Here is a 23,595-nt window from a genome sequence, read left to right as displayed (position 1 = left end):
ACAGCCGGTGAGCCTCAGTCCTCCCCGCCCAGCGCCCGGATGATCCGCCGCCATGTCTCCCCGTGCGGTTCGGGGTGGCGGGCGCGGAGGGCGACCACCTCGTCCAGCAGCCGGGTGCGGGTCTCCTCGTCGGTCGTGTGCAGGAGTCCGGCCAGGTCGTCCGGGTCGATGCCCCCGGTCTCCCCCGAGAGCACCAGGGCCACCTGGGCGTGGGTCAGTGAGGAGAGCCTGTCGCCGAAGACCTGGCCCTCGATGCCTCCGGCGTGCATCAGCGCGTTGCCGTCCCCGGCCTCCAGCGCCCGGTCCACGTACGCCTGGAGGGCGCTGCGGTCCTCGACGAGGGGGAAGGCCGCGTCCAGGCCCTCGGTGCGGGCGATGTCGAGTACGGCGATGTGCGCCAGCGGGGTGTCGGCCTCGGACGGCTGTACGTTCAGCAGGCGCGGGTGCTCCTCCAGGAAGGCCCGTGACTCCGCCCAGTCCGCGCACTCCACCCACTCGGCCAGCTGTTCCGTGAGGATCAGCGGATCGTAGGCGGCGGTCACCCCGTGGGCGAGGACGGCCTCACGGAGCAGGGCGTGCCGCTGGGCGGAGCGGGGGTCCAGGATGGCCAGCTCGTCGAGGGCCGTCGCCGTCTCCGCGCCGCTGAGCACCTCGGCGTTCCTCGACCAGAAGTCGCGCGACTGCGGCCAGTTGGGCGCGAACATCCAGGAGCTGACGAGCTCCACCGCCTGCGGCGACAGGGTGAGCCAGTCCGGTACGGGGGTGAAGGTCTCGTCCTCCCAGGCCGTGTGCACCGCCCGGGTGTCTCCGTACGCGCGCAGCGCCTGCCGGGCCCGTACGGTGACGGCGTCCGCGTCGCCGGTCCCCTCGGCATCCTCGTCGAGGAACGTCACGAGCTCGCGCAGACCGGCCGCCGCCTCGGGATCGGGGTCGGACCCGGACCCGGGCGCGGACTCGGGGCCGAAGCCCGGGCAGCGCAGCAGGAAGACGCTCCGCTCGACCCGCAGACGCCGGGCGGTCGCCGGGTGCGCCGCCGTGAACTCCTTGACCGCCTCGTCGAATTCCTGGACCGCCGTCGCACGGTCGCCGGTACGGGCGAGGATCCGGGTCAGGTCGGCGAGAGCCGAGACCAACGGGCCCTCGCAGCCGTCGGGGTCCTCCAGCGCCAGGGTCCGCCGGATCACGACGGCCTCCCTCACCGCGTCCACCGCTCCCGCGTCGTCGCCGGTCAGCTCCAGGTGCGCGCCGAGGTGCTGGAGCGCCAGCGCCAGGGCGGGGAGCAGGGCGTCCGTCTGCCCGGCGACGAGCTCGCGCAGGATGTCCACGGCCTCCCGCGCCGGGGGCAGGGCCTCCTTCGGGCCGCCGGTGTCGGCCAGGCTCCGCGCGAGGTTGCCGAGCGCGGTGGCGAGGCCGGGGCGGAAGGCGGCGGGACGTCGCGCGGCGAGTTCGCGGTGGAGGGCGACGGCTTCCTCCGCCGTCCGCAGCCCGTCCGCCGGGTCCCCGGCCGCGTTGAGGTGGCCCGCCAGGCCGTTGAGCGTGGCGGCCAGGTCCGGGCGGAAGACGTCGGGCCGCCGGGCCGCCAGTTCGCGGTGGAGGGCGAGGGCTTCCCGTACCGATTCGAGCGCCCCCGAGGCATCGCTCACGGCCGCGCGGTGATCGGCCAGGGCGTTGAGGGCCGTGGCGAGCCCGGGGAGGAAGGCGTCCGGGTCCCGCACGGCGAGAAGCCGGTGGAAGCCGACCGCCTCCTCGGCCTGCGGCACCGCCTCCACGAGCTCCCCGGCGGCCGCCAGATGCGCGGCGTAGCGGTGGAGGTAGCGCGCGAGCGTCGCCACGGAAGCGCTCGACTCGTCCCTGTCGACCAGCTCGTGCTGGAGCCGTACGGCCCGCTGGGCGAACGGCACGGCGGTCGCCCGGTCCCCGGTGTCCGCCAGCCAGTCGGCCAGGGACCCCATGCCGAGGGCCAGCTCCGCCTGGAAGGTCCCCGGGTGCTCGGAGGCGAGCCTGGCGAACAGCCGCGCGGCCTCCTTCGCCGGGGCCAGCGCGCCCATGGCGTCCCCGGCGGCGCGGGCCCGGTTCGACAGGTGGTGCAGGGCCATGGCCAGGTCGGGCAGGAAGCCGGCCGGGCGGTCCGCGCCGAGCGCCTCGTAGATCTCCACCGCCTCCTGCGCGGGGGCGACGGCCCCGGCGGGGTCCCCCGCCCCGGCCCGGAGCTCCGACAGACGGCTCAGGGCGGCGGCCAGCTCGGGCGAGGGGGCGGGGGCGGGCGAGGCGCCCTCGGCCGCGCCCCGCCGGCTGCGGACCGCCTCCTCCGCCTGCCGCAACGCGTCGGCCGGGGCTTCCTCGCCGCCCGCACCCGCCCCACGGCCCTCATCGCCCACGTCTGTCCCACGGTCCTCGTAGCTCATACCCGCCCCACCGTCCTCGCTACTCATTCCGGTCATCCGTGCCCCACCGTCAACGCCGCCGCGCACGCCGTCGCACGCGTCATCGCGCGCCCCTGCCCCAGCACGGGGCCAGTGCGGTGAGTAGCAGCGTAGTTACGGAACGCTCGGCCCGGCAGCCGTATGAAAGGAAAGCGACCGTACGAAGGAGCACGAAGACGAAGGAGTGCGAAGGAGTGCGAAGGAGTACGAGGGACACGAAGAAGTGCGAGGGAGCGCGAGGGGTGCGAAGAAGTGCGAGGGAGTACGAAGGAGCGCGAAGGCGGGCGCGGGCCGGGAGGGAGCCCGCCCGGCAGGCCGCGTACGAGCCCCCGTGCGACGACAAAGCCCCGGCAGGCCGACGTACGGCCTACCGGGGCTTCCCGCCACGCACCCGCCACCCGCCACGGCAGCGTCAGCACCCGCTACGGCAGCGCCAGCATCCGCTCCAGCGCGAGCTTGGCGTACTTCTCCGTCTCCGGGTCGACCTCGATCCGGTTGACCAGCTTGCCCTCCGCCAGCGACTCCAGCGTCCACACCAGGTGCGGCAGGTCGATGCGGTTCATCGTCGAGCAGAAGCAGACCGTCTTGTCGAGGAACACGATCTCCTTGTCCTCCGCGGCGAAACGGTTCGCCAGCCGGCGGACCAGGTTCAGCTCCGTGCCGATGGCCCATTTCGAGCCGCGCGGGGCCGCCTCCAGGGCCTTGATGATGTACTCCGTCGAGCCGACGTAGTCCGCCGCGGCCACCACCTCGTGCTTGCACTCGGGGTGCACCAGCACGTTGACCCCGGGCATCCGCGCCCGTACGTCCTCGACCGACTCGACCGAGAAGCGGCCGTGCACCGAGCAGTGGCCGCGCCACAGGATCATCTTCGCGTTCCGCAGCTGCTCGGCGGTGAGGCCGCCGTTCGGCTTGTGCGGGTTGTAGAGGACGCAGTCCTCCAGGCTCATCCCCATGTCCCGCACGGCCGTGTTGCGGCCCAGGTGCTGGTCGGGGAGGAAGAGGATCTTCTCGCCCTGCTCGAAGGCCCACTCCAGGGCCCGTTTCGCGTTCGACGACGTACAGATCGTGCCGCCGTGCCTGCCGGTGAACGCCTTGATGTCGGCGGAGGAGTTCATGTACGAGACGGGCACCACCTGGTCGGCGACCCCCGCCTCCGTCAGCACGTCCCAGCACTCGGCGACCTGCTCGGCGGTGGCCATGTCGGCCATCGAACAGCCCGCCGCCAGGTCCGGCAGCACGACCGCCTGGTCGTCGGTGGTCAGGATGTCGGCGGACTCGGCCATGAAGTGCACGCCGCAGAAGACGATGTACTCCGCCTCCGGGCGCGCCGCCGCGTCACGGGCGAGCTTGAACGAGTCGCCGGTGACGTCCGCGAACTGGATGACTTCGTCACGCTGGTAGTGGTGGCCGAGGACGAAGACCCTCTCGCCGAGCTTCTCCTTGGCGGCCCGGGCGCGCGCCACCAGGTCCGGGTCGGAGGGGGAGGGCAGGTCGCCGGGGCACTCGACGCCGCGCTCGCTCCTCGGGTCGGCCTCACGGCCGAGCAGCAGCAGCGCGAGCGGTGTCGGCTGAACATCCAGGGGCTGGGCCGTGGTCACGTCACGCACCCTTTCTACTCTGCGCATCTGCGATGGCGTCTGTGCATCTGCGATGGCGATCTGCGAGTCTTCGAACGGCCGCGTACGTCTGTGAGCCCGTGCGGGCTTCTCCGAACGCGCCTTTTCGTCTATTTGACGCTATCTATCATAGCTCCTTAGTGTCACGTTGACGATGCCGATAGCGTCGATGTGACGCATCCCCCGGACGGCCGGGTGTGCGAGCATGAAAAGGAACAGACAAGCGCTTGGCCCGGAATGAATCCGCGCCCGAGGCGGTTGAACCGTCGGCAAGCAGTCCGTACAACCCGGGAGAGAAGCAGATGTCCGTATCGGACGAGACCACCACCGTGAGCGACGGCATCCTCCTGTCCGACGCCGCCGCAGCCAAGGTCAAGGGCCTGCTGGAGCAGGAAGGCCGCGAGGACCTGGCGCTGCGCGTCGCCGTCCAGCCCGGCGGCTGCTCGGGCCTGCGCTACCAGCTCTTCTTCGACGAGCGCGCCCTCGACGGCGACGTCGTCAAGGACTTCGACGGCGTCAAGGTCGTCACCGACCGCATGAGCGCCCCGTATCTGGGCGGCGCCTCCATCGACTTCGTCGACACCATCGAGAAGCAGGGCTTCACGATCGACAACCCGAACGCCACCGGCTCCTGCGCCTGCGGCGACTCGTTCAGCTAGGCATCGCACCGCTCGTCCGGCCGAACGCGACGAGCACGGTCGTACGGGAGCGGCCCCCGGGAGTGATCCCGGGGGCCGCTCCCGTACGACCGGCCGCGCGTCAGCCGCGCGGCACCGTCGCTCCGCTCGCCGCGTCGATCACCGTCCGGTCGCCCAGCGGCTTCTCCAGCGTCACCGTCTCCTTGAGCTCCTTGGCGATCATGATGCAGGCCCCGCCCTTCTGCCGCTCCTCCTCGATGGAGATCCGCACCTGGCCCGCGCTCTCCTTCGCGCTCGCCGTGTACGTGCTGCACACGCTGCCCCAGAAGGTCACATCGAGCGTCCGGCCGTCCGCCGCGTACGAGGTCGCCTTCCGGTCGCCGGACGGCGTCGGCGTCTGCGGCTTCTCGACGAACTCCGGCGCCACGGCGATCTGCGTGACCGTGCTCCCGGGCCCGCCCGGCGCCTGGCGCACGGTGAACAGCCACGACGGCACGAGGGTCTGCCGGCCCTCGACGTAACTCAGGGCGAGGCCGAACACCGCCTTCTCGACCGTCTGCGTCACCGGGGCCCGCTTGCCGTTCGAGGGCACGCACTGCGGCTGCGAGGACTTCGGCTCGCCCTCCAGCGGTACGGGGGTGGCGCAGCCGCCGATGTCCCGGCCGGCCTCCCCCTCGCCCCGGCTCGCCTCGTTGAGCTGCTCGATCGCCTCACCGGCCCCGATCGCCGGGTAGGTGTGGCCCTTCTCCAGCGCCTTCAGCTGCCCGCTGCCGCCGGCCACCTTCCCGTCCGGGCCGACCTGGACGCCGGTCGACCAGCCGTACGTGGGCAGCCCGTCCACCTTCGGATCGGCGTTCACCACGCGTACGTCGCCCATGAGCCCGCCCGCGTCCAGCGCCGCGTCGCCCTGCCCGACCGCCTTGAGCACGGGTGCGGCGGCGGCCTTGGCGGCCTTCTCGCTCACCGGCTTCCCGTCCGCCTCCGGCGGGCTCTGGTTCGCGCACATCTTCCCCTGCTCGCAGGGCTGTACGGGGGTGGCGCGGGCGAACGTCCAGGTGCCGGGGGCCTGCTTGGTGACCTTCAGCAGTGCGCCGGGCCCGTCCTCGTCGCCGACCACCCAGGAAGCGCCCACGGTGCGCGGGGTCCCCGGAACGCCGAGCGCCTTCGCCAGCCGGGCGACCTCCGCCGGGGCGACCGTGCCCGTGGCGCGGTGCACCGCCGCCTCGTCCGGGCCGTCCGGGAGCTGGCCCGACGCCCGGTAGACCACGGGCGGACCGTTCGGGTCCGGTTCCCCCGGCGCGATGCCCGGGGGAGGCGTGCTCGGGTCGCCGGGCGCGGCCGGGTCGCCGGGGCCCGCCTCGGGCGCGTCCAGGGACAGGACGGGGGCCGCGTCGCGGTCGGCGCTCCGGCTGTCGGCCGCGTCGCCGCCGCCGGAAGCGGCGGAGGCCCAGTAGACCCCGCCGCCCCCGGCCAGCAGCACCGCTGCCGCCACCGAGGCCACCGCGAGCGGCGGCCGTCGCCGCCGGGGGCCGGTCACGTCGTTGTCGGGTCGCTCGGTGCTCACCGGATCGCTCCTTCGACTGCGTTGCCGTCGCGTCCACTGCCGCGTGCCCCCGGACGGGGACACCGGTGGGACGGAGGGGAGGAGGATACGGTTCCCGCGCCGGAGGAAGCGGTTCCCCTGCCGGAGGCCGTTCGGCGGCCCCGCGCGGGCCCCCGAACGGCCTCCGGTGCCCGACGACGCGGCCCCCGTACGGTCTCCGGCCCGGGACGACGCGGCTCCCGCGCCCGACGGCCCCCGGCTCAGTCCCCGTACTCGGACATCGCGTCGATCAGCCGCGCTGAGGCGGGCGGCACCGTGACCCCGTGGATCAGGGACGGCTTCACCGTCACGGTGGCGGTCTTCACGGGGGCGGTCCAGTGCGGAGCCATGCGCGCGCAGTCCCCGCGCAGCTCGGCCAGGCTCACTTCGGACTCGCGCGAGGCGATGTTGTTCGTCAGGTGCTTCGACATATCCGCACCGTAACCACGGTCACGCTCAGGTAGAAAGCCCTACTATCGGGTAGTTTTCCCTTTTCCCGGCCGGACGGCTCACCCGGTAGCGTGAACTGTCACGCCGTCCCGGAGGGCGCATCACGGCCCTTCGCCTTCCGCAGGAGAAGCCTCCCCGTGCGTATTGCAGTCACCGGCTCCATCGCCACCGACCACCTCATGACCTTCCCCGGCCGCTTCGCCGACCAGCTGGTCGCGGATCAGCTGCACACGGTCTCCCTCTCCTTCCTGGTCGACAACCTCGATGTGCGCCGGGGCGGTGTCGCCGCCAACATCTGCTTCGGCATGGGCCTGCTCGGCACCCGGCCGATCCTCGTGGGCGCGGCGGGATCCGACTTCGACGAGTACCGCGCCTGGCTCGACCGGCACGGCGTGGAGACCGGCTCGGTCCGGATCTCGGAGGTGCTGCACACCGCCCGCTTCGTCTGCACCACCGACGCCGACCACAACCAGATCGGCTCCTTCTACACGGGCGCGATGAGCGAGGCCCGCCTCATCGAGCTCAAGAGCGTCGCGGACCGCGTCGGCGGCCTCGACCTCGTCTCGATCGGCGCGGACGACCCGGAGGCGATGCTCCGCCACACCGAGGAGTGCCGCTCGCGGAACATCCCGTTCGCCGCGGACTTCTCGCAGCAGATCGCGCGGATGAACGGCGAGGAGATCCGCATCCTGCTGGACGGCGCCACGTACCTCTTCTCCAACGAGTACGAGAAGGGGCTCATCGAGTCCAAGACCGGCTGGAGCGACGAGGAGATCCTCTCCAAGGTCGGCCACCGGGTGACCACCCTCGGCTCCCGCGGCGTCCGGATCGAGCGGGTCGGCGAGCCGGTCATCGAGGTCGGCTGCCCCGAGGAGGACGTCAAGGCGGACCCGACCGGCGTCGGCGACGCCTTCCGGGCCGGGTTCCTCTCCGGTCTCGCCTGGGGCGTCGGCCTGGAGCGCGCCGCCCAGGTCGGCTGCATGCTCGCCACCCTGGTGATCGAGACGGTCGGCACCCAGGAGTACACCCTGCGCCGCACCAACTTCATGGACCGCTTCACCAAGGCGTACGGCCACGAGGCCGCCGCCGAGGTCAAGCAGCACCTGGCGTGATCAGCTGAGCCGGCGGACCACATAGGCCGAGCCCCGGTCCGCCGGCTCCTCGCCCACGTACTCCTGCTCCCGCATCTCGCACCAGGCGGGGATGTCGAGCCGCGCCGCCTCGTCGTCGGCGAGCACCGTCACCGTGCCGCCCACCGGTACCTCCCCGATCACCTTTGCGAGCTCGATCACCGGGATCGGGCAGCGCCGGCCGAGCGCGTCGACCACCAGGGACCGGGCGGGCGCGGGGGAGGGGGGTGCGGAGACCGGCGCGCCGAGCCGTTCCCGTACCTCCGCGACCACCCCGGGCAGGATGTCCAGGAAGCGGTCCACGTCCGCCTCCGCCGTCCCCGGGGGCAGCGACACCCGGACGTTCCCCTCCGACAGCACGCCCATCGCCTTGAGCACATGGCTCGGCTCCAGCGTGCTGCTCGTGCAGGACGAACCGGACGATACGGAGAATTCGCGCCGGTCCAGTTCGTGCAGCAGGGTCTCCCCGTCGACATAGAGACAGGAGAAGGTGACCAGATGCGGCAGCCGCCGCTCCGGATCGCCGACCACCTCCACATCGGGCACCCGCTCGGCCACCACCGAACGCACCCGGTCCACCAGCGCCCGCAACCGCACCGCCTCGGCCGCCGCCTCCTCCCGTACCGCGCGCAGCGAGGCCGCCGCCGCCACGATCGCCGGGAGGTTCTCGAACCCCGGTGCCCGGCCCGACTCCCGCTCCCCGGCCGGGCCTTGCGGCGAGAACCGGACCCCCTTGCGTACCGCCAGCAGCCCCACCCCGGCCGGCCCGCCCCACTTGTGCGCGCTCGCCGTCAGCAGCGACCAGCCGCCCGCCACCGGCCCCCACCCCAGCGACTGGGCGGCGTCCACCAGCAGCGGCACGCCGGCCTCGGCGCAGAGCGCGGCCACCTCCGCCACCGGCTGCTCGGTGCCCACCTCGTGGTTGGCCGACTGGAGACAGGCCAGCGCGGTGTCGGCGCGCAGCGCTGTGGCGTACGCCGCCGGGTCCACCGCCCCCGTCCGCTCCACCGGCGCTTCGGTGAACGACCCGCCCGCCGCCTCGTGGGCCGCCGCCGCATGGAGCACCGAGGAGTGCTCGACCGCGGAGAGGGCCAGGTGGCGGCCGACACGCCGACGCCCCGAAAGAGCGCCGGCGATTCCCGCGTGGACGGCGGCCGTCCCCGAAGAGGTGAACACCAGCTCGTCCGGGCGGCACCCGACCGCGTCGGCGGCGGCCTCCCGGGCGGCGTCCAGCAGCAGCCGGGCGCGCCGCCCCTCCCGGTACAGCCGGGCGGGATCGGCCCAGCCCTCGTCGAGCGCGGCAAGCAGCGCCTGGCGTGCGACGGGGTGCAGGGGGGCGGCGGAGGCGGCGTCGAAGTAGGGCACGCCGCCACGCTAGCCCGCACCGGCCCCCGCCCCGGCGGCCGCCCGGCCGCACCGGGGGAGAGAGGGCGTCAGATGACGGCCGGAGGCCCGGATTCCACCCCTTCGGGGAGTCGGGCGGCGCGTTGGGCACCCTCCCCGCGCGACCCCAAATAGCGTCCAGTAGGGTTTGGTCCGCATAAACATCCAAACCCCTGCCCGCGACAGGGACGGCGACCGACCAGCGAGACGGGCGCGCCGCCCGTGCGGGCGAGACTCTCGGGAAGGCGCTACGTGAGTCCCAACGGCTCCGACCGCTCGTCGCGGCGCCCGATGCGGCGGAAGCTGCCGCAGGTGCTGACTGCGGGCCTGGTCCTGGCGACGGCCTCCGGTTGTTCATACAACTGGGAGGATTTTCCCCGCCTCGGTATGCCCACCCCGGTGACGGAAGAGGCCCCTAGGATCCTCTCCCTCTGGCAAGGCTCGTGGGCGGCAGCGCTCGTCACGGGTGTCCTTGTCTGGGGGCTGATCCTCTGGAGCGTCATCTTTCACCGGCGTAGCCGGACCAAGGTGGAGGTACCTCCGCAGACCAGGTACAACATGCCCATCGAGGCGTTGTACACAGTGGTTCCCCTCATCATCGTCTCGGTGCTCTTCTACTTCACCGCGCGTGATGAGTCGAAGCTCCTCGAACTCTCCGACAAGCCGGCCCACACCATCAACGTGGTCGGCTACCAGTGGAGCTGGGGTTTCAACTACATCGAGAAGGTGGAAGGCCAGCCCGCTGCGGGCAACGAGGTCCCCAAGGAGCTCGCGGCCATCCCCGACCGGTTCCGTGAGGACTTCCCCGAGGGCGCCGGCGGCGTCTACGACGTGGGCATCCCCGGCACCCGTAACCCGCAGAACGGCAACCCGGGCCCGACCCTGTGGCTGCCCAAGGGTGAGAAGGTCCGTTTCGTCCTCACTTCGCGTGACGTCATCCACTCCTTCTGGGTGGTGCCGTTCCTCATGAAGCAGGACGTCATCCCGGGCCACACCAACGCGTTCGAGGTCACTCCCAACCGGGAGGGCACCTTCATGGGCAAGTGCGCCGAGCTCTGCGGCGCCGACCACTCCCGGATGCTCTTCAACGTCAAGGTCGTCTCCCCCGAGCGGTACCAGCAGCACCTCAAGGAGCTGGCGGAGAAGGGTCAGACGGGCTACGTGCCGGCAGGCATCGAGCAGACGGACCCGGCCAGGAATGCGGAGAAGAACCAACTGTGAGCATCCTCAACGAACCTCAGGGTGCTGCGCCGGCAGACGACTCGTACGAGGACGAGCTGCCGGTTCGGCGCAAGCAGCCGGGAAACGTCGTCATCAAGTGGCTGACCACCACTGACCACAAGACGATCGGCACGCTCTACCTGGTCACGTCGTTCGCGTTCTTCTGCATCGGCGGACTCATGGCGCTCTTCATGCGCGCCGAGCTGGCCCGTCCCGGCACGCAGATCATGTCGAACGAGCAGTTCAACCAGGCGTTCACGATGCACGGCACGATCATGCTGCTGATGTTCGCGACGCCGCTGTTCGCCGGGTTCGCGAACTGGATCATGCCGCTCCAGATCGGCGCGCCCGACGTGGCGTTCCCGCGGCTGAACATGTTCGCGTACTGGCTCTACCTCTTCGGCTCGCTCATCGCGGTGGCCGGCTTCCTCACCCCGCAGGGCGCCGCCGACTTCGGCTGGTTCGCCTACGCGCCGCTGAACGACGCCGTCCGCTCGCCGGGCATCGGCGCCGACATGTGGATCATGGGTCTGGCCTTCTCCGGCTTCGGCACGATCCTCGGCTCGGTCAACTTCATCACCACGATCATCTGCATGCGCGCCCCCGGCATGACGATGTTCCGCATGCCGATCTTCACCTGGAACGTCCTGCTGACCGGTGTCCTGGTCCTGCTGGCCTTCCCGGTCCTGGCCGCCGCGCTCTTCGCGCTGGAGGCGGATCGTAAATTCGGTGCGCATATCTTCGATTCCGCCAATGGCGGCGCGCTGCTGTGGCAACACCTCTTCTGGTTCTTCGGACACCCAGAGGTGTACATCATCGCCCTGCCGTTCTTCGGAATCATTTCCGAGGTCATCCCGGTATTCAGCCGCAAGCCGATGTTCGGCTACATCGGTCTGATCGCCGCGACGATCGCCATCGCCGGTCTCTCGGTGACGGTGTGGGCGCACCACATGTATGTGACGGGCGGCGTGCTATTGCCGTTCTTCTCCTTCATGACGTTCCTCATCGCGGTGCCGACCGGGGTGAAGTTCTTCAACTGGATCGGCACGATGTGGAAGGGGTCGTTGTCCTTCGAGACACCGATGCTCTGGGCGGTCGGCTTCCTGATCACCTTCACCTTCGGTGGTCTGACCGGCGTCATCCTGGCCTCGCCGCCGATGGACTTCCACGTCTCGGACTCGTACTTCGTCGTCGCGCACTTCCACTACGTCATCTTCGGCACCGTGGTCTTCGCGATGTTCTCCGGCTTCCACTTCTGGTGGCCGAAGTTCACCGGCAAGATGCTCGACGAGCGGCTCGGGAAGATCACGTTCTGGACGCTGTTCGTGGGCTTCCACGGCACGTTCCTGGTGCAGCACTGGCTCGGCGCGGAGGGAATGCCGCGTCGTTACGCGGACTATCTCGCCGCCGACGGCTTCACCGCGCTGAACACGATCTCGACGATCGCCTCGTTCGTGCTCGGCCTGTCGATGCTGCCGTTCTTCTACAACGTCTGGAAGACCGCCAAGTACGGCAAGAAGATCGAGGTCGACGACCCCTGGGGCTACGGCCGTTCGCTGGAGTGGGCGACCTCCTGCCCGCCGCCGCGGCACAACTTCCTCACCCTGCCGCGGATCCGTTCCGAATCCCCGGCGTTCGACCTGCACCACCCGGAGATCGCGGCGCTCGAACAGCTTGAGCACCACTCCGAGTCGGACAGGGCCCTCGCCGGTGACAAGGACCTCGCCGGTGACAAGGAGGCAGGCAAGTGAAGATCCAGGGACACCTGTTCATCTGGCTGAGCGCCTTCATCCTGGTCATGGCCGTCGTGTACGGCCTGTGGTCCAAGGAGCCGGTCGGCACCACGGCCCTCTTCCTGGCCTTCGGGCTCGCGATCATGGTCGGCTTCTACCTGGCCTTCACGGCCAACCGGGTCGACGCCATGGCCCAGGACGACAAGGAGGCGGACGTCGCCGACGAGGCGGGCGAGCTGGGGTTCTTCTCCCCGCACAGCTGGCAGCCGCTCTCCCTGGCGGTCGGCGGCGCCTTCGCCTTCATGGGCGTCGTCTTCGGCTGGTGGCTGATGTACTTCTCGGCCCCCCTGCTCCTGATCGGCCTCTTCGGCTGGGTCTTCGAGTACTACCGGGGCGAGAACCGCACCCAGTGACACCCTCCCCGGGGTGACACCGCACTACCCCACGAGGGGCCCGCGTCGCAGGAAGCGACGCACTACCCCACGAGGGGCCCGCGTCGCAGGAAGCGACGCGGGCCCCTCGCTCGTTCGGAGTCATTGAACGCGCTGGATCGGATGAATCTTCTTACGTTGAGTCCATGGACCACACGCCGCGCATCCGCACCGTAGTGAGCTGCACCCTGCTGGTCGTGACCCTCGCCGCCGGTGCGACCGCCTGTGGCTCGCCCGACAGCCACCCGCTCTCGACGAAGCCGTACGACGCGGGGGACCAGGTCTCCTTCAACGGCCCCTCCAAGAAGGAGAAGGCCGACCCCGACAAGCCCCTGGAAGTCACCGTCAAGGGTGACGACGGCCGCATCACCGACGTGAGCGCCGTGGACACGGGGGGCCGCCACCTGGCGGGCGAGCTCTCCGCGGACGGCAGGCGGTGGCGCTCCACCGCCCCGCTCGCGGCCGGCACCGGATACACCGTCAGGGTCTCCACCGAGAACGCGGACGGCGCCCCCGGCACCCGTACGCTCGCCTTCGAGACCTCATCGCCCAAGAAGCTGCTGAAGGTGGCCTTCGGCCCCCAGGCGGGCACCTACGGCGTCGGACAGCCCATCACAGCGGAACTCAGCGCTCCGGTCACCGACAAGGCCGCCAGGGCCACCGTGGAGCGCGCCCTGAAGGTCCGCTCCACCCCGGCCGCCACCGGCTCCTGGTACTGGGTCGACGACAAGAAGCTGCACTACCGCCCCCAGGAGTACTGGCCCGCCAACGCCACCATCGAAGTCCGCTCCAACCTCACCGGCATCAAGGTGACCAACGCCCTGTACGGGGCCGAGGCCAAGCCCCTGAAGATCACCACCGGCGACCGGGTCGAGGCCGTCACCGACGCCTCGGACCACACCATGACGGTCCTGCGCAACGGAGAAGTGATCAATACCATTCCGGTCACCACCGGCAAGCCCGGCTTCTCCACCCGCAACGGGGTCAAGGTGGTGCTCGCCAAGGAGCAGTTCGTACGGATGCGCGGGGAGAGCATCGGCATCGCCGCCGGCTCCTCGGAGTCGTACGACCTGCCGGTCTACTGGGCCACCCGGGTGACCTGGAGCGGCGAGTACGTCCACGCCGCCCCCTGGTCCACCGGCTCCCAGGGCAACGCCAACGTCAGCCACGGCTGCACCGGCATGAGCACGAGCAACGCCGAGTGGTTCTTCGACACCGTGCGCCAGGGCGACATCGTCAAGGTCGTCGGCAGCGCGGGGGAGACCATGACCCCGTTCGACAACGGGTTCGGCGACTGGAACCTCTCCTGGGAGAAGTGGCAGAAGGGCAGCGCCCTCAACGAAGGGGCGCCGGACAGCCCGCAGACGCTCCAGGCCGCCCGGCTGCGCCCCCACGTCTGACACCGCCCGAGGGGCGCCCCGCAGTGCGGGGCGCCCCTCAGCGGCTCACAGGGGCCCCTCAGGCCCCGACAGCCAGCCGGCGGCGCAGCAGCGCCGCCAGCGCGTCCGCGAACTCCACCGGGTCCACCGGCAGCGTCACCGCGGCCTCCGCACGGCTCCAGGTGGCCAGCCACGCGTCCTGCGGGCGGCCGATCAGCAGGAGCACCGGCGGGCAGTCGAAGATCTCGTCCTTGATCTGCCGGCAGACGCCCATGCCGCCGATGGGAGCGGTCTCGCCGTCCAGGACGCAGACGTCGATCCCGCCGCCGTCCAGCGCCGCCAGGACGGCCGGAAGCGTCGCGCACTCCAGGAACTTCACCGGTGGCACGTCGGCGGCGGGCCTGCGACCTGCCGCCAGCTTCACCTGCTCGCGGATGTTGGCGTCGTCGCTGTAGACCAGGACCGTGGCGGTCGCCTGCATTGTTCCTCCGTGACATCTGTGTCTTCGGGGCTCTCGGGGCATGAACCGATGCGCGGATCGTACTCCGGTCGACCGGCCGTCAGCACCGGTAAGGACGCCGATTCGATGGGCCGTTCGGGCAGGACACACGGGACTGACACACCGAACGGCACCCCCCGGAGTGAGGGCGGGATAAGCGACCGACATAATGTCGGTCGTGGCGACAGCAACGACAGTAGAAACCGGGCACGCGCACCCGTCGGTCAATCGGCCGAACCTCACCAGCGTCGGAACCATCATCTGGTTGAGTTCCGAGCTGATGTTCTTCGCGGCCCTCTTCGCGATGTACTTCACCCTGCGATCGGTGATGGGACCCGTTTACTGGAAGGAGATGGCCGGTCATCTGAACTTCCCGTTCTCGGCCACGAACACCACGATCCTGGTGCTCTCCTCACTCACCTGCCAGCTCGGCGTGTTCGCCGCCGAGCGGGGCGATGTGAAGAAGCTCCGCACCTGGTTCATCGTGACGTTCGTGATGGGTTCGATCTTCATCGGCGGCCAGGTACTGGAGTACACCGAGCTGGTCAAGGACGCGGGGCTGTCCCTGTCGTCCGACCCGTACGGCTCGGTGTTCTACCTGACCACCGGCTTCCACGGTCTGCACGTGACAGGCGGTCTCATCGCCTTCCTGCTGGTACTCGGCAGAACGTACGCAGCCAAGAGGTTCACTCATGACCAGGCGACCGCAGCCATCGTCGTGTCCTACTACTGGCACTTCGTCGATGTGGTGTGGATCGGCCTGTTCGCAACGATCTACATGATCAAGTAACCGGGCTCGCACCCACCCACCATCGACGCAGAAGATCCTGACACCGGGGTAATCCGTGAAAAAGCTCTCCGCACGACGACGCCATCCGCTGGCGGCGGTCGTCGTACTACTCCTCGCGCTGGCGGCCACCGGGGGGCTGTACGCCGCGTTCGCGCCTGCGGGCAAGGCGCAGGCCGATGAAACCGCCCAGTCCCTCGCCATCGACGAGGGCAAGAAGCTCTACACCGTAGGCTGCGCCAGCTGCCACGGAACCGGCGGTCAGGGCACCACCGACGGGCCGTCCCTCGTGGGCGTCGGCTCCGCCGCCGTCGACTTCCAGGTCGGTACGGGCCGTATGCCCGCGCAGCAGCCGGGCGCCCAGGTACCGAAGAAGCCGGTCATCTACAGCCAGGCGCAGATCGACCAGCTCGCGGCGTACGTCGCGTCGCTCGGCGCCGGCCCGATCACGCCGACCGACAAGCAGGTCGACCCGGCCGGCGCGAACATCGCCAAGGGTGGCGAACTGTTCCGCAACAACTGCGCCCAGTGCCACAACTTCACGGGTAAGGGCGGCGCGCTGACCAAGGGCAAGTTCGCCCCGGACCTCGAAGGCGTGAGCCCGAAGCACATCTACGAGGCCATGCAGACCGGCCCGCAGAGCATGCCCTCCTTCCCCGACACGACGATGCCGGAGCAGGAGAAGAAGGACATCATCGCGTACATCCAGACCGTGAACGGTGCGGAGACGGCGAGCCCCGGTGGCCTCTCCCTCGGCGGCCTGGGCCCGGTCAGCGAAGGTCTGTTCGCCTGGATCTTCGGGCTCGGCGCGCTCATCGCAACTGCCATCTGGGTCGCGGCCCACACCGCTAAGGCCAAGAAGTCATGAGTAGCCAACAGATTCCAGAAGACAACCTGCCAGTGCTGCAGGAGACCGTGCACGGCGCGGTCGAGGGTACGGACGACCCGTTCGCCGACCCGGGACTGCCGGCCCACCAGCCGCGCATCCAGGACCTCGACGAACGCGCCGCGAACCGCTCCGAGCGGGCCGTCGCGTTCATGTTCACCCTCTCGATGCTGTCGACGGTGGGCTTCATCGCCTCCTACGTCATCTTCCCGGTGGACAAGATCGTTTACATCTGGCCCTTCGGCCATGTGAGCGCGCTCAACTTCTCCCTGGGGCTGACGCTCGGCTTCGCCCTCTTCTTCATCGGCGCGGGCGCCGTCCACTGGGCGCGCACCCTGATGTCCGACGTCGAGGTCGCCGCCGAACGCCACCCGATCGAGGCTCCGGCCGAGGTCAAGGCCCAGGTCATGGCCGACTTCAAGGCCGGGGCCGAGGAGTCCGCGATCGGCCGGCGCAAGCTGATCCGCACCACCATGTTCGGCGCGCTGGCCCTGGTGCCGCTCTCCGGTGTGGTGCTGCTGCGCGACCTCGGCCCGCTGCCGGAGAAGAAGCTCCGGACCACCCTGTGGGAAAAGGGCAAGGTCCTCGTCAACATGAACACGATGGAGCCGCTGCGCCCCGAGCACGTCACCGTCGGCTCGCTGACCTTCGCCATGCCCCAGGGCCTGGAGGAGGACTCGCACGACTTCCTGTCGCAGATCGCCAAGGCCGCCCTGATGATCGTCCGCATCGAGCCGGACGACATCAAGGACAAGCGCCAGCGCGACTGGGCCCACGAGGGCGTCGTCGCGTTCTCCAAGATCTGCACCCACGTCGGCTGTCCCATCAGCCTGTACGAGCAGCAGACACACCACGTGCTCTGCCCGTGCCACCAGTCCACCTTCGACCTCTCCGACGGCGCCCGCGTCATCTTCGGTCCGGCCGGCCACGCGCTCCCGCAGCTGCGGATCGGCGTGAACAGCGAGGGCAACCTCGAGGCGCTCGGTGACTTCGACGAGCCCGTCGGCCCTTCCTTCTGGGAGCGCGGATGAGTACTGCAGCAACGAACGAGTCCGCCGACCCGGCGGGACAGCGCAAGGCGCCCGCGGGCGAGCGGGTCGCCGACTGGGCGGACGGCCGGCTCGGCATCTACGGCCTGGCCAAGGCCAACATGCGCAAGATCTTCCCGGACCACTGGTCCTTCATGCTCGGTGAGGTCGCGCTCTACAGCTTCATCATCATCATCCTCACGGGTGTGTATCTGACGCTGTTCTTCCAGCCGAGCATGACCGAGGTCGTCTACCACGGCCCGTACGAGCCCATGCAGGGCATCCGGATGTCGGAGGCGTACGCCTCCACGCTGAAGATCAGCTTCGAGGTCCGCGGTGGTCTGCTCGTGCGGCAGATCCACCACTGGGGCGCGCTGATCTTCCTGGCCGCGATGTTCGTGCACATGATGCGCGTCTTCTTCACGGGCGCCTTCCGCAAGCCGCGCGAGATCAACTGGCTGTTCGGCTTCCTGCTCTTCGTGCTGGGCATGTTCACCGGCTTCACCGGCTACTCCCTCCCGGACGACCTGCTCTCCGGTACGGGCGTCCGCTTCACGCAGGGCGCGATCCTGTCCGTGCCGATCGTCGGCACGTACATCTCGATGTTCCTGTTCGGCGGCGAGTTCCCCGGCCACGACTTCGTGGCCCGGTTCTACTCGATCCACATCCTGCTGCTGCCGGGCATCATGCTCGGGCTGCTGGTGGCCCACCTGATCCTGGTCTTCTACCACAAGCACACGCAGTTCGCGGGCCCCGGCCGGACCAACAAGAACGTCGTCGGCATGCCGCTGCTGCCGGTCTACATGGCGAAGGCCGGAGGGTTCTTCTTCCTGGTCTTCGGCATCATCGCGGTCATCTCGGCCATCGCCACGATCAACCCGATCTGGGCGCTCGGCCCGTACCGCCCGGACCAGGTGTCCACCGGCGCGCAGCCCGACTGGTACATGGGCTTCGCCGAGGGGCTGGTCCGTGTCATGCCGGGCTGGGAGATCGTCTTCTGGGGTCACACGCTCAACCTGGGCGTATTCATCCCGCTGGTCGTCTTCGGTCTGCTGCTCTCCCTGCCGGCGATCTACCCGTTCGTCGAGTCCTGGATCACCGGGGACAAGCGCGAGCACCACATCCTGGACCGCCCGCGCAACGCCCCGACCCGTACGGCCCTCGGCGTCGCCTGGATCACGGTGTACTTCATCGGTCTCGTCGGCGGCGGCAACGACCTGTGGGCCACGCACTTCCATCTGTCGCTGAACGCCATCTCCTGGTTCGTCCGGATCTTCCTCTTCGCCGGACCGGTCATCGCGTTCATCGTCACCAAGCGGATCTGTCTCGGCCTCCAGCGCCGCGACCGGGAGAAGGTGCTGCACGGTCGCGAGACCGGCATCATCAAGCGCCTGCCGCACGGTGAGTTCGTGGAGATCCACGAGCCGCTCTCCCCGGGGCAGCTGCACACGCTCACCGCGCACGAGCAGTACAAGCCCGTCGAACTCGGCCCCGAGGTCGACGAGAACGGCGTCAAGCGCAAGATCTCCCCGGTCCAGAAGGTGCGGGCCAAGCTCAGCAAGGGCTACTTCGGCGAGGACAACCAGATCGCCAAGCCCACCGCGGAGGAGTACAAGGAGATCACCTCGGGCCACGGCCACCACTGATCGCCCGGCCTGACCGCCTGACCTGATCGCCACCGTGAGAGCCCCGTCCATTCGATGGACGGGGCTCTTCGCGGTCCCGGCGGCTGGATAGGGTGGAGCCGTCTCTTTACCGGCTGTGGACCCCTGGAGCGGACCATGAACGTCTGGACCCCGAGCGGCGGCGACAGCGTGGCGGACCGTTCCTGGCCCGGCCTGCTGAACCCCCTGCTGCGCGGCGAGAACCTGTCTTCCGAGGACACCGCCTGGGCGATGGACCGCATCATGAGCGGCGAGGCGACCGACGCGCAGATCGCCGGCTTCGCGGTCGCGCTGCGGGCCAAGGGCGAGACCGTCGACGAGGTCACCGGTCTGGTGCGCGCGATGTACGCGCACGCCAACACCATCCATGTGCCGGGCCGCACCGTCGACATCGTCGGCACCGGCGGCGACCTCGCCAAGACGGTCAACATCTCCACCATGTCCGCGATCGTCATCGCCGGGACCGGGGCCAAGGTCGTCAAGCACGGCAACCGGGCCGCCTCCTCCGCGAGCGGCTCCTCCGACGTACTGGAGAAGCTCGGCGTCAACCTGGAGCTGACCCCGCAGCGGGTGGTCGAGGTCGCCGAGCGGGCGGGCATCACGTTCTGCTTCGCCGTGAAGTTCCACCCCGCCCTGCGGTACGCCGCCAAGGCCCGCCGGGAACTCGGCGCGCAGACCACGTTCAACATCCTGGGCCCCCTCACCAACCCGGCCCAGGTCCGCGCCCAGGCGGTCGGGGTGGCCGACGCGCGGATGGCGCCCATCGTCGCGGGCGTGCTGGCCGGCCGGGGCAACTCGGCGCTGGTCTTCCGCGGCGACGACGGGCTCGACGAGCTGACCACCACCGCCACTTCGCGGGTCTGGGTGGTCCGCGAGGGAGAGGTGCGCGAGGAGCCCTTCGACCCGCGCGACGTCGGCCTGACGCTGGTGCCCGTGGAGGCGCTGCGCGGGGCCGACGCCTCGTACAACGCCGATGTCGCCCGCCGCCTCCTGGACGGGGAGGGCGGAGCCGTCCGTGAGGCGGTGCTGCTCAACTCGGCGGCGGCGCTGGTCGCGCTGGACCCGGGGCCCGGCACGCTGACGGAGCAGATCGCGGCGAAGATCACCGTGGCGGCCGAGGCGGTCGACTCCGGTGCGGCCAAGCGCGCGCTGGAGCGCTGGGTGGCGGCCAGCAACGACTGAGGGGCGCACGGGTGTGACACAGGGCGCAGTCCGGATGCCGGACTGCGCCCTTGCGCGTCCGCATACATATGGCAAAATGCTGCGCAGGTCATGAGTGACAGCGACTACGGCCCCGGCCCGCTGTCCGGCAACCCTCCGTCCGTGGCGGGGTGCCCCGGGTGAAGACCAGGCCGTAGGCAGCGAGGTCTGCGGCAAGCGCGGGCCCCTCGGCATCCAGCGGATGCCAGCCCCCGGGGTCCTGGTCCCTAGGGAGCCTCTTGTGAGCAAGCGAATGCGCTAGGGGGCGTCCGGCGGATCTTGACCGGGTCCGCGACGCCTGGCATGGCACCTCGCGGCGTTGCCGGAACGCCCGAATCGCTCCGCGATGAGGACGTTCCAGCGCCTTGCGACGCACCGCACCAGACGCCGCGGCCTATCCGGCCCTGATCCGCCGGACACCCCCTAGGGCTCGTCCCAGGGCTTCTTCCCGCCCTGAGCTGACCGCCCTTCTTCAGCGCACCCTCTTTTCCCTTCCTTCTCCGCGCCGCCGCGTATCCGCAGGCGCGTGGATTTCGCCTGCCTGTTACGGGAGTTCGCCATGTCCGTCTCCACCGCTGCCCTCGACTCGTCGGTTTGTTCCCCGCTGCCCGTTCTGGGCCAGGACGTCACCGTTCCGCTCGTCACCGGCGGTGAAGTCACCTACGCCGCACTCGACTACGCCGCCAGCGCCCCGGCCCTCCAGCGGGTCTGGGACGACGTCGCCGCCTACGCCCCGTACTACGGCAGCGTCCACCGCGGCGCCGGATACCTCTCGCAGCTCTCCACCGACCTCTTCGAGAACAGCCGCCGCACCGTCGCGGAGTTCCTCGGCTGCCGCGCGGAGGACCAGGTGGTCTTCACCCGCTCCACGACCGACTCCCTCAACCTGCTGGCCGCCGCGATCCCCGCGAACTGCCAGGTGTTCGTGTACGAGACCGAGCACCACGCCTCCCTGCTGCCCTGGCGCGACGCCCAGGTCACCTACCTCAACGCGCCCCGCACCCCGGGCCAGGCGGTGGAGACCCTGGAGCGCGCCCTCGCGGACCGCGACCCCTACGGCCCCGCCCTGGTCTGCGTGACCGGCGCGTCCAACGTCACCGGCGAGCTGTGGCCGGTCAGGGAACTGGCCGCCGCCGCCCACGCGCACGGCGCCCGGATCGTCCTGGACGCCGCCCAGCTCGCCCCGCACCACCCGGTCGACATCGCCGAACTGGACGTCGACTGGGTCGCGTTCTCCGGCCACAAGCTGTACGCGCCCTTCGGCTCCGGCGTCCTCGCGGGCCGCGCCGACTGGCTCCAGGCAGCCGAGCCGTACCTCGCCGGCGGCGGCGCGTCCCGCAAGGTCGCCCGGCGCGCGGACGGCGGCGTGGACGTCGACTGGCACACCACGGCCGCCCGCCACGAGGCCGGCTCGCCCAACGTGATCGGCGTCTACTCCATCGCCTCCGCCTGCAAGGCCCTGACCGAGGCGGGCTTCGACAATCTGGTCGCCCGGGAGCAGCAGCTCGTGACCCGGGTCCGTGAGGGGCTCGCGGAGGTCCCCGAGGTCCAGGTGCTCTCGCTCTTCGGAGACGACGCCCCCCGGGTCGGCGTCATCTCCTTCGTGGTGCGCGGCTGGAACAGCTCGCACTTCGCCGCCGCCCTCTCCGCCGAGTACGGCATCGGCGTCCGCGACGGCCTCTTCTGCGCCCACCCGCTGGTGCGCACCCTCCTGGGCAGCGAGCCGCAGGACCCGGGCGAGTGCGGTGCGCCGGAGGCCGAGCCGGGCGAGCGGTCCCTCAACGCGATCCGGGTCAGCTTCGGGGCCGGTACGCCGGACGAGCACATCGACCGGTTCCTGCGCGCGGTCACCGAGCTGGTCCGCGAGGGCGCCCAGTGGAAGTACCGCACCGAGGACGGCCGTTGCGTCCCGGACCGGGGCACGGCCGCCCAGGTCTGAGGACGGACGTACGGAAACACCTCGGCCGGGGACGGGCGGCGCGCCCGTCCCCGGCCGAGGTGCGTACGGTGGCCCCGCGCGTCCAGGCCGGTCGCGTACGGTCCTAGGCGTCGAGGCCGATGGCGAACGCCGCTTCCAGGTCGTGCTGGGAGTACGTCCGGAACGCCACATGCGTGTCCGTGCCCTCGACGCCCGGGATCTTGCTGATCCGGCCGGGGATGACATCGGCCAGGTCGTCGTGCTTGGCGACCCGGACCATGGCGATCAGGTCGTAGGTGCCGGTGACGGAGAAGACCTCGCTGACGCTGTCCAGCGCGGCGATGGCCTCGGCGATCTCCGGAATCCGGTCCACGCTGGTCTTGATGAGCACGATCGCGGTGATCACGGCTGGCTGTCTCCCTCGGTGGCCGTGGCTGGAGTCCCAACTCTAGCCCCACGCCGATACCGCACCCAGGCGTACAGGAACCCCGCCGCGAACCCCGCCACATGCGCCAGATACGCCACCCCCGGGCCCGCGTCCGCCGCCTGGGCCGCCGCCCACTGGAGCCCGAACCAGAACACCAGCACGATCCAGGCGGGGAACCGCAGCGGCAGGAAGAAGAGGAACGGGAACAGGCTGGTCACCCGGGCCCTCGGGAACAGGTACAGGAACGCGCCGAGCACCGCCGAGATCGCCCCCGACGCGCCGACCAGCGTCTGCCCGGAGTCCGCGTGCACCGCCGCGTAGCAGACCAGCGCCAGGTAGCCGCACCCCACGTAGAAGAGGGCGAACGGCACCCGGCCCATGCGTTCCTCGGCCATCGCCCCGAACACGTACAGGAAGAGCAGGTTGCCCAGCAGGTGCAGCCAGCTGCCGTGCACGAACAGCGCGGTGAACGGGGTGAGCAGGGCGCGCGCCGAGCCCTCCCACAGCTCGGCCGGGATCACCCCCCACCGCTCGAAGTACCCGGCCTGGGCGGCGAGCAGGGCGTCCTTGCCGCCGTAGGAGGCGCTGAATCCGGCCAGCGGGCTGATCAGGAAGATCGCGCAGCACAGGGCGATCAGCCCGTACGTCACCGGCGCCCCGCCCGCCGCCGCCCGCTCCCGGACCGCCCCGGCCCGCCGCTCCGCCCGCCGCCAGTCGATCATGTACAGAGCATGACGTACCGGAGGCAACCGGGAGGAAGCGCCTCGCCGTGTCGATGCCTATACGCGAGGCCGTAGGGTTACGCCAGGACTTCCGCAGTTCGACGGCGCACCGCGAGATCCTTGACGTAGGACAGGAAGCGACGCGGCGGCGCGCCCGGCGCGCGCTGTCGTAGACGACGAAAGAGGACGCAACGATGACGACGGTTCCCCTGCCGACCGATGGGACCCGCTGGCGCTGCACCCTGTGCGGCAATCTCACGCGCTTCGACGTGACGCGGTCCTCCAAGGTCGTGGAGTACGTGCATCTCGACCTGGCCGGTGAGTCGAGTGTCGAGGAGCGGGAGGTGGTCAGTGAGACCATCGAGTCGGTCCGCTGTCGTTGGTGCAATGCGGTGGATCAGATCGAACTGGTGGACAGGCCGGGTGCCGCCTCCTGAGGGAGCGCACCGACAGACATAACTATGGGGTGACGGAC

At 70.3% G+C, this 23,595-nt stretch carries 21 protein-coding genes and 1 riboswitch; of the genes, 13 read left to right on the top strand and 8 right to left on the bottom strand.

Annotated features, from left to right (window positions below; translation table 11 throughout):
• Positions 1–14 precede the first annotated feature (14 nt).
• Both ACLJPL_RS00705 and nadA read right to left on the bottom strand, forming a co-directional pair.
• Positions 15–2,432, bottom strand: a complete 2,418-nt coding sequence (locus ACLJPL_RS00705; RefSeq protein WP_411078659.1) for a tetratricopeptide repeat protein — start codon at positions 2,430–2,432, stop codon at positions 15–17.
• A 413-nt stretch (positions 2,433–2,845) separates the two neighbouring features.
• Positions 2,846–4,024 (bottom strand): quinolinate synthase NadA, encoded by a 1,179-nt coding sequence (gene nadA / locus ACLJPL_RS00700; RefSeq protein WP_411078658.1) that lies wholly within the window; start codon positions 4,022–4,024, stop codon positions 2,846–2,848.
• A gap of 320 nt (positions 4,025–4,344) precedes the next feature.
• Between nadA and ACLJPL_RS00695 the strand changes: the two genes are divergently transcribed.
• Positions 4,345–4,701: a HesB/IscA family protein gene (locus tag ACLJPL_RS00695; protein WP_411078657.1), complete on the top strand. Its 357-nt coding sequence runs from the start codon at positions 4,345–4,347 to the stop codon at positions 4,699–4,701.
• Between the two features lie 100 nt (positions 4,702–4,801).
• Here ACLJPL_RS00695 and ACLJPL_RS00690 read toward each other — a convergent pair whose 3' ends face one another.
• Together ACLJPL_RS00690 and ACLJPL_RS00685 are read right to left on the bottom strand one after the other, a co-directional pair.
• The gene (locus ACLJPL_RS00690) at positions 4,802–6,244 is read right to left on the bottom strand and encodes a hypothetical protein (protein ID WP_411078656.1); all 1,443 of its coding nucleotides are present in this window, start codon (positions 6,242–6,244) and stop codon (positions 4,802–4,804) included.
• A 239-nt stretch (positions 6,245–6,483) separates the two neighbouring features.
• Complete coding sequence (locus tag ACLJPL_RS00685) at positions 6,484–6,693, bottom strand: hypothetical protein (protein WP_411078655.1); 210 nt, start codon at positions 6,691–6,693, stop codon at positions 6,484–6,486.
• Between the two features lie 156 nt (positions 6,694–6,849).
• Between ACLJPL_RS00685 and ACLJPL_RS00680 the strand changes: the two genes are divergently transcribed.
• Positions 6,850–7,824 (top strand): carbohydrate kinase family protein, encoded by a 975-nt coding sequence (locus ACLJPL_RS00680; protein WP_411078654.1) that lies wholly within the window; start codon positions 6,850–6,852, stop codon positions 7,822–7,824.
• Here ACLJPL_RS00680 and ACLJPL_RS00675 read toward each other — a convergent pair whose 3' ends face one another.
• Positions 7,825–9,207 (bottom strand): cysteine desulfurase/sulfurtransferase TusA family protein, encoded by a 1,383-nt coding sequence (locus ACLJPL_RS00675; protein ID WP_411078653.1) that lies wholly within the window; start codon positions 9,205–9,207, stop codon positions 7,825–7,827.
• Positions 9,208–9,477: 270 nt separating this feature from the next.
• Here ACLJPL_RS00675 and coxB point away from each other — a divergent pair, with 270 nt between their 5' ends.
• The 4 genes from coxB (at position 9,478) to ACLJPL_RS00655 (ending at position 14,010) form a co-directional block, all read left to right on the top strand.
• Positions 9,478–10,446 carry a cytochrome c oxidase subunit II gene (gene coxB, locus ACLJPL_RS00670; protein WP_411078652.1) on the top strand — a complete coding sequence of 323 codons (969 nt, stop codon included), beginning with the start codon at positions 9,478–9,480 and terminating at the stop codon, positions 10,444–10,446.
• The gene (gene ctaD / locus ACLJPL_RS00665; RefSeq protein WP_411078651.1) at positions 10,443–12,197 is read left to right on the top strand and encodes a cytochrome c oxidase subunit I; all 1,755 of its coding nucleotides are present in this window, start codon (positions 10,443–10,445) and stop codon (positions 12,195–12,197) included. Before coxB ends, ctaD begins: the two co-directional genes overlap by 4 nt.
• Complete coding sequence (locus ACLJPL_RS00660; protein WP_411078650.1) at positions 12,194–12,592, top strand: cytochrome c oxidase subunit 4; 399 nt, start codon at positions 12,194–12,196, stop codon at positions 12,590–12,592. Before ctaD ends, ACLJPL_RS00660 begins: the two co-directional genes overlap by 4 nt.
• Before the next feature lie 164 nt (positions 12,593–12,756).
• Positions 12,757–14,010, top strand: coding sequence for an Ig-like domain-containing protein (locus ACLJPL_RS00655; protein WP_411078649.1), 1,254 nt, complete (start codon positions 12,757–12,759; stop codon positions 14,008–14,010).
• A gap of 58 nt (positions 14,011–14,068) precedes the next feature.
• Here ACLJPL_RS00655 and ACLJPL_RS00650 read toward each other — a convergent pair whose 3' ends face one another.
• On the bottom strand, positions 14,069–14,470 hold the full coding sequence (locus ACLJPL_RS00650; RefSeq protein WP_411078648.1) for a hypothetical protein: 402 nt from the start codon (positions 14,468–14,470) through the stop codon (positions 14,069–14,071).
• Between the two features lie 187 nt (positions 14,471–14,657).
• On the opposite strand from ACLJPL_RS00650, the gene ACLJPL_RS00645 reads away from it, so the two are divergent.
• The 6 genes from ACLJPL_RS00645 (at position 14,658) to ACLJPL_RS00620 (ending at position 21,992) form a co-directional block, all read left to right on the top strand.
• The gene (locus tag ACLJPL_RS00645; protein WP_411078647.1) at positions 14,658–15,278 is read left to right on the top strand and encodes a heme-copper oxidase subunit III; all 621 of its coding nucleotides are present in this window, start codon (positions 14,658–14,660) and stop codon (positions 15,276–15,278) included.
• A 55-nt stretch (positions 15,279–15,333) separates the two neighbouring features.
• Positions 15,334–16,143, top strand: a complete 810-nt coding sequence (locus tag ACLJPL_RS00640) for a c-type cytochrome (RefSeq protein WP_411078646.1) — start codon at positions 15,334–15,336, stop codon at positions 16,141–16,143.
• Positions 16,140–17,192: a Rieske 2Fe-2S domain-containing protein gene (locus ACLJPL_RS00635; protein ID WP_411078645.1), complete on the top strand. Its 1,053-nt coding sequence runs from the start codon at positions 16,140–16,142 to the stop codon at positions 17,190–17,192. The genes ACLJPL_RS00640 and ACLJPL_RS00635 overlap by 4 nt, the downstream gene beginning before the upstream one ends.
• Entirely contained in the window at positions 17,189–18,835 is a 1,647-nt protein-coding gene (locus ACLJPL_RS00630) for a cytochrome b (RefSeq protein ID WP_411078644.1), read from the top strand. Before ACLJPL_RS00635 ends, ACLJPL_RS00630 begins: the two co-directional genes overlap by 4 nt.
• A 135-nt stretch (positions 18,836–18,970) precedes the next feature.
• Complete coding sequence (trpD, locus tag ACLJPL_RS00625) at positions 18,971–20,035, top strand: anthranilate phosphoribosyltransferase (RefSeq protein ID WP_411078643.1); 1,065 nt, start codon at positions 18,971–18,973, stop codon at positions 20,033–20,035.
• 86 nt (positions 20,036–20,121) lie between these two features.
• A riboswitch (SAM riboswitch) is annotated at positions 20,122–20,239 on the top strand.
• A 373-nt stretch (positions 20,240–20,612) separates the two neighbouring features.
• Positions 20,613–21,992, top strand: coding sequence for an aminotransferase class V-fold PLP-dependent enzyme (locus ACLJPL_RS00620; RefSeq protein WP_411078642.1), 1,380 nt, complete (start codon positions 20,613–20,615; stop codon positions 21,990–21,992).
• Between the two features lie 103 nt (positions 21,993–22,095).
• On the opposite strand, the gene ACLJPL_RS00615 is transcribed toward ACLJPL_RS00620, so the two are convergent.
• The gene (locus ACLJPL_RS00615) at positions 22,096–22,377 is read right to left on the bottom strand and encodes an Lrp/AsnC family transcriptional regulator (RefSeq protein WP_007451244.1); all 282 of its coding nucleotides are present in this window, start codon (positions 22,375–22,377) and stop codon (positions 22,096–22,098) included.
• Positions 22,374–23,120, bottom strand: coding sequence for a rhomboid family intramembrane serine protease (locus ACLJPL_RS00610; protein ID WP_411078641.1), 747 nt, complete (start codon positions 23,118–23,120; stop codon positions 22,374–22,376). The genes ACLJPL_RS00615 and ACLJPL_RS00610 overlap by 4 nt, the downstream gene beginning before the upstream one ends.
• 194 nt (positions 23,121–23,314) lie before the next feature.
• Between ACLJPL_RS00610 and ACLJPL_RS00605 the strand changes: the two genes are divergently transcribed.
• Positions 23,315–23,557: a hypothetical protein gene (locus tag ACLJPL_RS00605; protein WP_015608051.1), complete on the top strand. Its 243-nt coding sequence runs from the start codon at positions 23,315–23,317 to the stop codon at positions 23,555–23,557.
• The last annotated feature ends 38 nt before the right edge of the window (positions 23,558–23,595 follow it).

Source organism: Streptomyces sp. cmx-18-6, assembly GCF_046548915.1.
GTDB lineage: Bacteria > Actinomycetota > Actinomycetes > Streptomycetales > Streptomycetaceae > Streptomyces.
Note: the sequence above shows the minus strand (reverse complement) of the source record. Positions and strands in the feature narration are given on the sequence as shown.